This is a genomic window from Winslowiella toletana (assembly GCF_032164335.1).
GTDB classification, from domain to species: Bacteria; Pseudomonadota; Gammaproteobacteria; order Enterobacterales; family Enterobacteriaceae; genus Erwinia; species Erwinia toletana_A.
The window spans coordinates 3,976,705-3,989,372 of the sequence record NZ_CP134152.1; the positions used below are offsets into that span (position 1 = coordinate 3,976,705).

Sequence of the window (12,668 nt, forward strand, 5' to 3'; positions counted from 1 at the left end):
CCGCCCCTGAATTAAAATCAGCGTCTCAACTTATTGCTGTTGTTGATTACGCTGAAGTTCAAACACCACGTCAACCTGATCGTCAAAGTGAATGCTCTGCTGCTCGTAGGTCTGCGCTTCAGAGGTCATAGGTGCGGCATCGGCCGCTTTAAACATGCGCGCCACCGGCATTGGCTGGTAGTTCGCCACACGGTAACGGATGCTGTAGACCGGGCCTAACTTAACATTAAAGCCTGCGGCCAGCGCTTCGGCCTGCTGAGTCGCGTTATCAATTGCCGCTTTACGCGCCTTATTACGATACTCATCCGGTTGTGCCACGCCCAGTTCGACCGAACGAATTTCATTCAGGCCGGACTTCAGTGCACCATCCAGCAGATCGTTCAGCTTATCCAACTGGCGTAACGTCACCTGCACCTGACGCACCGCGCGATAACCCTTCAGAACCGATTTTCCCTCTTTGGTATAATCGTATTCTGGCTGGGTACGCAGGTTGGCAGCATCAATATCTTTCTTCTCAATGCCATTTTTCTGCAGCAGATCGAAGTATTGTGCAACGCGAGTATCCGCTTGCTTCTTGGCTTCCGCTGCATCTTTCGATGAAACATTCACTTCGATCGACAGTGTGGCGATATCCGGCGTGGCATCAACACTCGCCTGTCCTGAAGTAATTACGTGCGGTCCATTAGGCAGCTCACCTGCCTGGGTAGCCAACGGTAATGCTGCTGCACCCATCATTGCGGCCATAGCCAGCGCTTTCAATTTCACCTGAAGTCCTCCTTGAAGACGTATGAGTATTGGTATCAGCATATCTTATCGTGTAAATCACTAATATGCGCGATGCTCTTAGTTTTTCGCTGTCGCCCCAACCCCTTCCCGCGTTAATTAAATCCCATCATTCCCTGTTGTGCCAGTTTGAAAGCGATAAACCACATCACCAGCCCCACCAGCAGATTGATCACGCGCTGAGCGTTGCGGGTGCGCAGCAGTGGCGAAAGCCATGACGCCAGCAAGGCCAGCCCAAAAAACCACACTACAGAGGCGCTGATGGTGCCGAGCGCGAACCAGTAGCGTGCTGCTGGCGGCAGTTGGCCGCCGAGGCTACCCAGCACCACAAAAGTATCCAGATAAACATGCGGATTAAGCCAGGTGACCGCCATCATGGTCGCGACGATACGCCAGCGACTCTGTTGCAGCGCACCGGCGGAATCAAGCGCGATATCGCCATGCAGTGCAGTACGCAACGCCCCCCAGCCATACCACAGCAGAAACGCGACTCCGCCCCACGTCACCAGATTCAGCAGCAGTGGCGACTGATTCAGCAGCGCACTGCCGCCAAACACTCCGGCGCAGATCAGCAGGATATCGCTTAATGAACAGAGGCCCGCGGTCATCAAATGATACTGGCGGCGCACGCCCTGATTCATCACAAAAGCGTTTTGCGGCCCCAGCGGCAGTATTAATGCCATACCTAAAGCAATACCTTGAAAATAAACAGAAAACACAAGACAACCCTCACAGCAAAATTTTCTGTGGCAAGTTTATCGCGCGTGAATTATTAGTGGAAATTGAAAGAATTAATAGAGTATCAGCAAAGCTAATAATGGTGCGGGGAAGTTAAGTGGCGAGGAACTTCCCCCGCCACTCTGCTACTGATTATTCAGCGACCGCCTGCTCCTGCGGTGCTTTAGTTTGATGCAGATGAACATCCATCTGTGGATAAGGAATACCAATTCCTTTGCTATCCAGCGCTTTCTTAAAGTTAGCCATCAGATCCCAGTAGACATCCTGCAGATCGCCGCTATTGCTCCAGCAACGCACGACAAAGTTCAGTGAAGAGGCGGCCAGCTCATTCAGACCGATCTGAATACCGCGATCTTTCAGCACGCGGCTGTCCGCTTCCACGACATCGCGCAGCAGCTGTTTCACTTCATCAACATCTGCATCGTAAGCGACGCCAATAATAAACTCGTTGCGGCGCGCCGGCTCACGGGAGTAGTTAATAATATTACCGGCAATAATTTTACCGTTTGGCACGACCACGATTTTGCCGTCGGAAGAACGCATGGTGGTTGAGAAAATCTGCACGTTCAACACCGTACCCATTACGCCACCGAGATCAACAAACTCACCGGTACGGAACGGACGGAAAGTCACCAGCAGCACGCCTGCGGCCAGGTTGGATAAAGAGCCCTGCAGTGCCAGAGCCAGAGCCAGACCGGCGGCACCTAATACCGCTATCACCGAGGCGGTCTGAACGCCAACCCGCCCTAACGCTGCTATCAGAGTAAAGGCAATCACGCCATAACGAACGAGCGCAGACAAAAAGTCCGCAACCGTGGCATCTATACCGCGCGTCAGTAACAGCCTGTTGACCGCGTTAGAGATAAAACGCGCCACGATAAAGCCAATAATGATAATCGCTACTGCAGCCACAATATTCACTGCGTAACTGAGCAACAGCGCCTGGTTGCGTACCAGCCAGCCACCGGCATGATTAATGCCGTCTATCACGTTTAATTCTTCCATTCATCCACCCTGTTAAAAATCCCCAATGGGGAAATGACAAAACATTGCCAGAGTGTTCCGGCAATCCCTTTAAGACAGGGTAATCAAAAATGGCAATCTATGCCAAATAACCGCAAAACTTCCGCTCATTCTCAGCAATTTTCCCAAAAAAAAAGGCCCCTCAGGGCCTTTTTTAATCAGTCACGTAGTTACAGAACGTCAACCGCGTTCAGTTCTTTAAATGCCTGCTCCAGACGCACAATCATTGAAGATTGTGCAGAGCGCAGCCATACGCGCGGATCGTAGTATTTCTTGTTCGGCTTATCGTCGCCTTCCGGGTTGCCCAGCTGAGCTTGCAGGTAACCTTCGTTCTTTTTGTAGTACTGCAGGATGCCGTCCCAGGTTGCCCATTGGGTATCGGTATCAATGTTCATTTTCACTACACCGTAGCTGATTGAATCTTTGATTTCCTGCGCAGAAGAACCGGAACCACCGTGGAAGACGAAATCCAGTGAGTTGTGCGGCAGGCCGTGTTTCTGGCTGACGTACTCCTGAGAATCCTTCAGGATGGTTGGGGTCAGCTTAACGTTACCTGGCTTGTAAACACCGTGAACGTTACCGAAAGAGGCCGCGATGGTGAAGCGTGGGCTGATCGCATTCAGTTTTTCGTATGCGTAATCAACGTCTTGTGGCTGAGTGTACAGTGCAGAAGCATCCATGTGGCTATTGTCCACACCATCTTCTTCACCGCCGGTGCAGCCCAGCTCGATTTCCAGCGTCATGTTGATCTTGGCCATACGTGCCAGATACTTGCTGCAAATCTCGATGTTCTCTTCCAGTGACTCTTCAGACAGGTCGATCATATGAGAAGAGAACAGTGGCTTACCGGTTTTAGCGAAGTGCGCTTCGCCCGCGTCCAGCAGACCGTCGATCCACGGCAGCAGTTTCTTCGCACAGTGGTCGGTGTGCAGAATAACTGGCACGCCGTAGTGTTCAGCCATCTGGTGAACATGATGTGCGCCAGAGATTGCACCGAGGATAGCCGCAGCCTGTGGCTTATCGGATTTCAGGCCTTTGCCGGCAATAAACGCGGCACCGCCGTTAGAGAACTGCACGATGACCGGCGCTTTAACTTTAGCAGCGGTTTCCAGCACGGCATTGATTGAATCAGTACCGACGCAGTTAACTGCTGGCAGAGCGAATTTGTTCTCTTTCGCTACCTGGAAAACTTTCTGTACGTCGTCACCGGTGACAACGCCTGGTTTTACGAAATCAAAAATTTTAGACATGCTTTTTGTCCTGTTTCGTTGGCCGTATAAAAGAAATCAGTTCAGTTTTGCCCTTTCAGCAGGCAAAACAGAGTGGCAGGGACGCATTGCCCTGCCCGCAAAGATTACTGCTTAGCACGCTCTTCCAGCATCGCTACTGCAGGCAGTTTTTTGCCTTCCACAAACTCAAGGAATGCGCCGCCGCCGGTGGAGATGTAGGAGATTTTGTCTTCAATGCCGAACAGGTCGATCGCTGCCAGGGTGTCGCCACCACCAGCAATGGAGAATGCATCGCTGTCTGCGATAGCTTTCGCGATGATTTCGGTACCTTTACGGAAGTTAGGGAACTCGAACACGCCTACCGGGCCGTTCCACAGAATGGTTTTTGCTTCTTTCAGCAGTTTAGCCATTGCTTCTGCGGTTTCGTCACCGAAGTCCATAATTTCTTCGTCGTCCTGCACTTCCGAAACTTTTTTCACGGTTGAAGGAGCAGTTTCAGAGAATTCGGTGCCAACGCGGGAGTCGGTAGGCACTGGAATACCGAACTGGTCGCGCAGGCCTTTTGCCGCTTCAACGAAGTCTGGTTCGTACAGTGACTTACCGACATTGTTGTCGATTGCCACGAAGGTGTTAGCGATGCCGCCGCCGACGATAACGGTATCGGCGATTTTAACCAGCGAGTTCAGCACGTCGAATTTAGTGGAAACTTTAGAACCACCCACCACGGCGACCATTGGGCGCGCAGGCTCTTTCAGCGCTTTACCTAATGCTTCCAGCTCAGCGGCCAGCAGCGGGCCAGCACAAGCTACCGGAGCGAATTTGCCAACGCCGTGAGTTGAAGCCTGAGCACGGTGTGCCGTACCAAACGCGTCCATCACAAAGATGTCGCACAGCGCCGCATACTGCTTCGACAGCGCTTCGTCATCTTTCTTCTCGCCTTTGTTAAAGCGCACGTTTTCCAGAACCACCAGCTTGCCAGCAGTCAGCTCTACGCCGTCGAGGTAATCTTTTGCCAGGGTAACGTTATCCGCACCCAGCTTGTCTTTCAGGTAGTTAACAACCGGCAGCAGAGAGAACTCTTCGTTGTATTCACCCTCGGTCGGACGACCCAGGTGAGATGTTACCATCACTTTTGCACCCTGTTTCAGCGCCTGTTCGATGGTCGGCAGAGAAGCACGGATACGTGCATCAGACGTCACTTTCCCTTCTTTCACTGGCACGTTTAAATCCGCACGGATCAGAACACGTTTACCAGCAAGATCCAGATCGGTCATCTTAATTACAGACATGGTGAACCCTCTCGTTGAATTCTCATAAGTTTTGCCAGACGCAAACCGCGTCTTACCTGAAACCGCTTGCGGCCATCGCTAACGTGGTATCGATCATCCGGTTAGCAAAGCCCCATTCGTTGTCGCACCAGACTAAAGTCTTAATCAGGTGCTGACCGCTGACCCGCGTCTGCGTACCGTCCACAATGGCACTGTGCGGATCATGGTTAAAATCAATTGAGACTAACGGCAATTCCGTATAGTCAACTATACCACTAAATGCCCCTTCTGATGCATTTTGCAGTAAGGCGTTGACCTGGCACGCCGTCACTGCATCGCGCACGCTGACGCTCAAATCAATCGCCGTCACGTTAATCGTAGGTACGCGTACCGCTATCGCTTCAAAGCGGTCATTAAATTTCGGAAAAATACGGGTTATGCCAGCAGCTAGCCGGGTATCAACCGGAATAATCGACTGGCTGGCGGCACGGGTACGGCGTAAATCCGGGTGATACGCGTCGATAACCTGTTGATCGTGCATCGCTGAATGGATGGTGGTAACCGTGCCAGATTCAATGCTAAAGGCGTCATCCAGCAGCTTAATAATCGGAATAATGCAGTTGGTGGTGCAGGAAGCGTTAGAGACGATACGATCGCTGGTCAGCAGCGCTTTCTCGTTCACGCCAAACACCACGGTGGCATCGAGATCGTTGCCGCCGGGATGGGAAAACAGCACCTTCTTCGCTCCCGCCTGCAAATGCGCCTCACCATCAGCACGACTGCCGTAAACCCCGGTACAGTCGAGTACCACATCAACATTCAGTTCGCGCCACGGCAGGTCATTGATATCGGCCAGATGCAACAGACGAATAGTGTCATCGCCCACCGTTAACAGGTCGCGCTCCTGACGCACATCCCAGGCGAAACGCCCATGGCTGGTGTCGTATTTCAACAGATGCGCCATACCGGTGGCATCAGCCAACTCGTTAATGGCAACGACGGTTATCTCAGCGCGACGCCCGGTTTCGTACAAAGCACGTAACACATTGCGCCCGATGCGACCAAAGCCGTTGATAGCTACGCGAACGGTCATATCACTCCTGCGTCAGAATTTATCCCTAAACAGCCGTTAGCCTGGGCCAGCCGTCTCAATTTGTACAGGGAATTCTCACCGTGCAAAATTTGTCTCATATGTTGGTATCATCACCAACTGAAACGGTTCAGCCAGAATAAAGGAAGTGAGGAATAGCGGGAATGATTGTGATCAATTACGCTGCTGAATATTAGATCCACATCACAAAATTGAACAAATGTGGTTATTACTGCAGGAATAAACAGCGGATTAGTGCGGGATTAAAGAAAGGGCAGCATTACGCCGCCCTTACCGGTGATTGCTTGCAGGAGTGGCGTTAACGCCACCCAGACAATCAGATCAGCTCTTTCGCTTTTGCAACAACGTTGTCGACGGTGAAGCCGAACAGGTCGAACAGCTGCTCAGCTGGAGCAGACTCACCGAAGCTGGTCATGCCAACGATAGCGCCGTTCAGACCGGTGTACTTGAACCAGTAATCAGCGATACCCGCTTCGATAGCCACGCGCGCGCTAACCGCTTTCGGCAGCACGGATTCACGGTAAGCTGCGTCCTGCTTGTCAAAGGCGTCGGTAGACGGCATAGAAACCACGCGCACTTTACGACCTTCTGAAGTCAGGCGATCATAAGCGCCCACTGCCAGCTCGACTTCAGAACCGGTAGCGATCAGGATCAGCTCTGGCTGACCCGCGCAGTCCTTCAGTACGTAAGCGCCGCGCGCCACGTTTGCCAGCTGCTCAGCAGTACGTTCCTGCTGTGCCAGGTTCTGACGCGAGAAGATCAGCGCAGTCGGGCCATCCTGACGTTCGATAGCGTATTTCCAGGCAATTGCAGACTCAACCTGATCACACGGACGCCAGGTGCTCATATTTGGCGTCACGCGCAGGCTGGCCAGCTGCTCAACCGGCTGGTGCGTCGGGCCATCTTCACCCAGACCAATTGAGTCATGGGTATAGACCATCACCTGACGGATTTTCATCAGTGCAGCCATACGAGCGGCGTTACGGGCGTATTCAACAAACATCAGGAAGGTCGCAGTGTACGGCAGGAAACCACCGTGCAGCGAGATACCGTTAGCAATCGCGGTCATACCGAATTCACGTACACCGTAATGGATGTAGTTACCGGCCAGATCTTCGTTGATTGGCTTAGAGCCAGACCACATGGTCAGGTTGCTTGGCGCCAGGTCAGCGGAGCCGCCCAGGTATTCCGGCAGCAGCTTGCCAAAAGCTTCAATAGCATTCTGCGAGGCTTTACGGCTGGCGATTTTCGCCGGATTAGCCTGTAACTGCTCAATGTATTTCTGAGATTCTGCCTGCCAGTTTTCCGGCAGCGCATTAACGCTACGACGTTTGAACTCAGCAGCCAGCTCCGGATGCGCTTTCGCATAGGCAGCGAACTTCTCGTTCCACGCCGCCTCTTTCGCCTGACCGGCTTCTTTCGCGTCCCACTGACCATAGATGTCCTGTGGAATAACAAATGGCGCGTGTTCCCAGCCCAGCTGCTTACGGGTCAGTGCGATTTCGTCGTCGCCCAGCGGTGCGCCGTGCGAATCGTGGGTGCCCGCTTTGTTTGGTGAGCCAAAACCGATAACGGTTTTGCACATCAGCAGTGAAGGCTTGTCAGTTACGGTTTTCGCTTCTTCAATCGCGGCCTTGATAGCATCAGCATCATGACCGTCTACGCCGCGCACAACGTGCCAGCCGTAAGACTCGAAACGTTTTGCAGTGTCGTCGGTAAACCAGCCGTCAATGTGACCATCGATGGAGATGCCGTTGTCATCATAAAACGCCGTCAGTTTGCCCAGCTTCAGCGTACCCGCCAGTGAGCAAACTTCGTGGGAGATGCCTTCCATCATGCAGCCGTCACCCATAAAGACATAGGTGTTGTGGTCAACGATATCGTGACCTTCACGATTGAACTGCGCCGCTAAGGTGCGCTCGGCAATGGCGAAACCGACGGCATTGGCAATACCCTGACCCAGTGGGCCAGTGGTGGTTTCAACACCAGCGGTATAACCATACTCAGGGTGACCAGGAGTTTTAGAGTGCAGCTGGCGGAAGTTCTCCAGCTCTTTCATCGGCAGATCATAACCGCTGAGGTGCAGCAGGCTATAAATCAGCATCGAGCCATGGCCGTTAGACAGGATGAAACGGTCGCGGTCAGCCCACTGTGGGTTAGTTGGGTTATGGTTCAGATAGTCACGCCATAACACTTCGGCGATATCTGCCATACCCATTGGGGCACCTGGGTGGCCGGATTTGGCTTTTTGTACCGCATCCATACTTAATGCGCGAATGGCGTTGGCAAGCTCTTTACGAGAAGGCATTTTCTACTCCAGTTCGGAAATAATTCGCTTCGCCGTCCCTAACTTATTGTAATTAATCAGTTATCAGGCAAAGCCGAAGGAAAGTCGACAATCAATGTACATGAAAAACAGGTGAAATGTACATGGCGCACGGTGCAAAAAGAGCTGCACAATTCGCGCTTTGAGACGCTGCCCGCTATGCATTTGACAGCGAAACGGCTATAAAACCAAAGTTCATCGAAACCTTATTCGCCGACGATTTGTCAGGTGTTTGTTTTTATTACCTTGTTATGGGATAGACCTGAATGAAAATTCGTACCTCCGTGATGGCACTGAGCGTTGCCACCTTACTGTCCGGCTGTCAGAATTTTGACACTAACTCACTAATGCAGTCTGGTGCTCAGGCTTATCAGGCGGCGACATTAAGTGATGCGCAGGTCAAAGAACTGAGCGTGCAATCGTGTCAGCAGATGGATAGCGAAGCGCAGATTGCGCCAGCCAGCAGTGAATACACCAAACGCCTGGACAAAATTGCCACCTCGCTGGGTGACAATATCAACGGGACGCCAGCCAACTATAAAGTCTATCTGAACAAAGATGTGAACGCCTGGGCGATGGCCAACGGCTGTATCCGCGTCTATAGCGGTCTGATGGATATGATGACCGACAACGAAGTCGAGGGTGTGCTGGGGCACGAAATGGGCCACGTCGCACTGGGCCATACGCGTAAAGCCATGCAGGTTGCCTACGCCACCACCGCTGCACGTACCGCAGCCAGCGCCGCTGGCGGTATCGCCGCGTCACTGTCGCAGTCGCAGCTGGGCGATCTTGGCGCGCAGCTGGTCAACGCTCAGTTCTCACAAACTCAGGAGTCACAGGCCGATGACTACTCTTTCGACCTGATGAAGCAGCGCAAAATTGATCCGAACGGTTTAGTCACCAGTTTTGAGAAACTGGCAAAGCTGGAAGGCAGCCATCAGAGCAGCATGTTTGACACGCATCCTTCTTCAGCTTCGCGTGCAGAACATATTAAAGCGCGTATCGCCGCAGAGAAATAACCGATTTTCGGGCGGAATCGCTTCCGCCCGGTAATGGATTAATACAGCGTTTTTTGTGGTGGACCGGCGAAATGCAGCGCACCAATTGTTGCCATGCGCACTTCGATCACTGACGGCCCAGGCATCGCGATTGATTCTGCCAGTACCCGCTGAAAATCTTTAGCGTCATCAATGGTCCACGCCTGTAATCCAACCGCCTGCGCCAGCAGGGTAAAATCAGGCGTATGCAGCTGATTGTAATACTGCCGCCCGCCAAAATATTTATCCTGAATGCCACGCATCACGCCGTAACCGCCATCGTTCATCACCAGCAGCGTCACATTAGCTTTCTCCTGAGCCAGCGTCGCCAGCTCGCCGAGACTCAGCGACAACCCGCCATCCCCCACCAGCCCGACCACTTTTCGTGACGGATTCGCCAGCGCGGTGCCGATGGCCATTGCCAGCCCCATACCAATCGCTCCTGCCAGCGAATGAATATTGCACAGTGGGGCATGCGCGCGAAACAGTCGGCTGCCCCAGACGCTGCCGGAAACGGTAATGTCGCGCACCAGAATGCCATCCTGTGGCAAAGCGGCATCAATGGCATCGTTCAGTTGTGCATAGGCACCGGACTGCTGACGCAGCTCAGTTTCAGCACGGCTTACCGCCGCCGCGATTGCCGCGTCCCACTGCGCATCAACCTTTTCTCCCTCCTCCAGCCGGGATGCCAGAGCCGTCAGTACCGCATGGCAATCGTAGTTGACGACCTCATCAGCCAGATAGTTGCGGCTGGCTGCGGCGGGATCGACATCAATCTGAATACGCGGCGTGGGTAAAGTCAGCGTCCAGCTGCGGGTTTCATTACTGCGCAGGCGCGATCCGGCAATCAACGTCAGATCGCACTGCTCCATTAATGCCTCTACCGACGGCGAGTTATGAAACGAGCGTAAGCTGCGCGGATGACTGTCGGGCAAAATACCGCGTCCGTGCGCGCTGGAGATCACCGTAACGCCAGCATCGGCCAGCTTACGTACTGCCTGTTGGCAAGCCAGCGCGCCACCGCCAAGCCATAACAGCGGCCGCCGTGCCTGTTTCAGTTGCTGGCAGAGTCGATCGATAACGGCGTCATCTGGCGTGGGGATCAGCAATGGTGCGACCGGCGGCGTGACCAGCGTTGCCGGTACTCTGGCACTTTGAATATCAATGGGGATCTCCAGCGAGACCGGGCCACACGGCGGCGTCTGTGCTTCCTGAATGGCGCGATGCAGCATCGCTACCGCCTGATGCGGTGAGCTGACGCGAAAAGCACGTTTCGAACTGGCACGCAGAAAGCCGAGCTGGTCACGAGTTTCGTGGATGAAACCGCTGTCGGCATCCAGAAAGGCTTTTTCCACCTGGCCGGTAAGATGCAACAGCGGCGTGCTGGCATTCAGCGCCTCAACCAGCGCGCCAATCGCGTTGCCCGCCCCGGCTCCGGTGCTGGTCAGCGCCACGCCAAGCCCGGAAAAACGCCCGTGAGCATCGGCCATGGTGACCGCTCCGGCTTCGCCACGCGCCGCAATAAAGCGAATCTGATTACGCTGCCCGACGGCATCCGCGATGGGTAAATTGTGAATGGAAATAATGCCATACATTGCCTCAACGCTATACAGCTCGAGGGTACGGGCGATGGCTTCGCCCACGCTAATCGTCTCGCTCATCATCGTCCTTCCAGTCAAGTTAATCACTCCAGCGGTTAATCGTCGGCGTTGTCGCCAGATAAATGCTCTTTTGCTGCATCCAGGCTTTAATTCCCTGCAATCCTTTTTCACGCCCTAAGCCGCTCTGCTTGTAGCCGCCAAACGGGGTAGAAATAGCAAATACTTTGTAGGTATTAATCCACACCGTACCAACCTCCAGCTGCTCTGCCAGCTGTAAGGCGCGGCCGCTGTCGCGTGTCCAGATGCCCGCCGCCAGCCCAAAGATCGAATGATTGGCATCGGCAATTAACGCGCTTTCATCATCGAAAGGCATCGCAACCAGTACCGGGCCGAATATCTCTTCCTGACAGACACGCGCACGATTGTCTAAACCGGTAATAATCGTTGGCTGGAACCAGCTACCGGCCGCCAGCGCCGGATCGGCAGGAATTTCGCCGCCGCACAGGATCTCGCCGCCCTCTTCCCGCGCCAGTGCCACATAGTCCATCACCTGCTGACGGTGGGCGTGGCTAATCAACGGGCCAATGTGATTACCCGGCATCAGTGGATGGCCGAGGCGTAACTGACGAGTCAAGCTCAGCAGCCGGTCCATTAGCGGCTGCCAGACGCTGCGGTGGACAAACAGTCGGGAACCAGCAATGCAAGCCTGGCCGCCAGAACTAAAAATGCCGTAGCAGATACCACGCGCCGCCTGTTCGATATCCGCATCAGCCAGCACGATAGTCGGTGATTTACCCCCGAGCTCCAGCGAGGCCGGAATCAGCTTTTCTGCCGCAATATGCGCCAGCGCACGCCCGGTTTTAGTGCCACCGGTAAATGAGATTTTTTTGATAAGCGGATGCCGCACCAACGCGTCGCCGATCACCGAACCTTTGCCCGGCAGCACGCTGAGTAGACCCGGCGGCAATCCGGCCTCGGCAAAAATTTCTGCCAGCTTCAGAGCCAGCAGCGGAGTGGCTTCTGCCGGTTTAACAATCACCGCATTACCCGCCGCCAGCGCCGGCGCAATCTTCTGCATCTCACTGGCTATCGGTGAGTTCCACGGCGTAATGGCCGCCACTACGCCGAGTGGCTCATAGCGGCTCAGGGTAATAAGTTGCTGGCTGCGTGCCGGAGGAATTTCGCCTTCCTGGACTTCGCAGACTGCGGCGAAATAGCGGGCGGTCGCCGCAGCACTGGCGACTAAGCCACGGGTTTCTGCCAGCGGTTTGCCATTATCGCGGGTCTGTAATTCCGCCAGCTCTTCCTGTTGGGCGGCTATCAAATCACTGACGCGATGCAAAATTGCTGCACGCTGATGGGGTAGCAGCGTGCGCCACGCCGGTTGCCGCCAGGCTTGATCGGCCAGCGCCACGGCTTCCTCCACATCTTCGATGCTGGCGGCGCGTAATTCAGCATTGATGCTGCCGTCGGCAGGAAAGGTAGTCATCAGCGGTTCGCCACGTCCTTCACGCCAGACGCCAGCGACAAAAATTTTCTGCAGACTCATGTC

Annotated in this window: 10 protein-coding genes; 1 reads left to right on the plus strand and 9 read right to left on the minus strand. The window is 54.0% G+C overall.

Annotated elements, in window-relative coordinates; all coding sequences use genetic code 11:
* Positions 1 to 30: 30 nt before the first annotated feature.
* The 7 genes from RIN69_RS18330 to tkt form a co-directional block, all read right to left on the minus strand.
* Positions 31 to 765 carry an oxidative stress defense protein gene (locus RIN69_RS18330; RefSeq protein WP_313853585.1) on the minus strand — a complete coding sequence of 245 codons (735 nt, stop codon included), beginning with the start codon at positions 763 to 765 and terminating at the stop codon, positions 31 to 33.
* A 113-nt stretch (positions 766 to 878) separates the two neighbouring features.
* Positions 879 to 1,502, minus strand: a complete 624-nt coding sequence (gene argO, locus RIN69_RS18335) for an arginine exporter ArgO (protein ID WP_313853586.1) — start codon at positions 1,500 to 1,502, stop codon at positions 879 to 881.
* Positions 1,503 to 1,653: 151 nt separating this feature from the next.
* Positions 1,654 to 2,526: a small-conductance mechanosensitive channel MscS gene (gene mscS / locus RIN69_RS18340; RefSeq protein WP_313853587.1), complete on the minus strand. Its 873-nt coding sequence runs from the start codon at positions 2,524 to 2,526 to the stop codon at positions 1,654 to 1,656.
* 188 nt (positions 2,527 to 2,714) lie between these two features.
* Entirely contained in the window at positions 2,715 to 3,794 is a 1,080-nt protein-coding gene (fbaA, locus tag RIN69_RS18345; protein ID WP_313853588.1) for a class II fructose-bisphosphate aldolase, read from the minus strand.
* Between the two features lie 104 nt (positions 3,795 to 3,898).
* Positions 3,899 to 5,062: a phosphoglycerate kinase gene (gene pgk, locus RIN69_RS18350; protein ID WP_313853589.1), complete on the minus strand. Its 1,164-nt coding sequence runs from the start codon at positions 5,060 to 5,062 to the stop codon at positions 3,899 to 3,901.
* A 52-nt stretch (positions 5,063 to 5,114) separates the two neighbouring features.
* A complete protein-coding gene (epd, locus tag RIN69_RS18355; RefSeq protein WP_313853590.1) occupies positions 5,115 to 6,134 on the minus strand; it encodes an erythrose-4-phosphate dehydrogenase in 1,020 nt (339 codons plus the stop codon).
* A 334-nt stretch (positions 6,135 to 6,468) separates the two neighbouring features.
* A complete protein-coding gene (gene tkt / locus RIN69_RS18360; RefSeq protein ID WP_313853591.1) occupies positions 6,469 to 8,460 on the minus strand; it encodes a transketolase in 1,992 nt (663 codons plus the stop codon).
* Between the two features lie 284 nt (positions 8,461 to 8,744).
* On the opposite strand from tkt, the gene loiP reads away from it, so the two are divergent.
* Positions 8,745 to 9,497, plus strand: coding sequence for a metalloprotease LoiP (gene loiP, locus RIN69_RS18365; RefSeq protein WP_313853592.1), 753 nt, complete (start codon positions 8,745 to 8,747; stop codon positions 9,495 to 9,497).
* A gap of 38 nt (positions 9,498 to 9,535) precedes the next feature.
* Here loiP and RIN69_RS18370 read toward each other — a convergent pair whose 3' ends face one another.
* Positions 9,536 to 11,176: a thiamine pyrophosphate-binding protein gene (locus RIN69_RS18370; RefSeq protein WP_313857797.1), complete on the minus strand. Its 1,641-nt coding sequence runs from the start codon at positions 11,174 to 11,176 to the stop codon at positions 9,536 to 9,538.
* Positions 11,177 to 11,195: 19 nt separating this feature from the next.
* Positions 11,196 to 12,665 (minus strand): aldehyde dehydrogenase, encoded by a 1,470-nt coding sequence (locus RIN69_RS18375; protein ID WP_313853594.1) that lies wholly within the window; start codon positions 12,663 to 12,665, stop codon positions 11,196 to 11,198.
* Positions 12,666 to 12,668 lie beyond the last annotated feature (3 nt).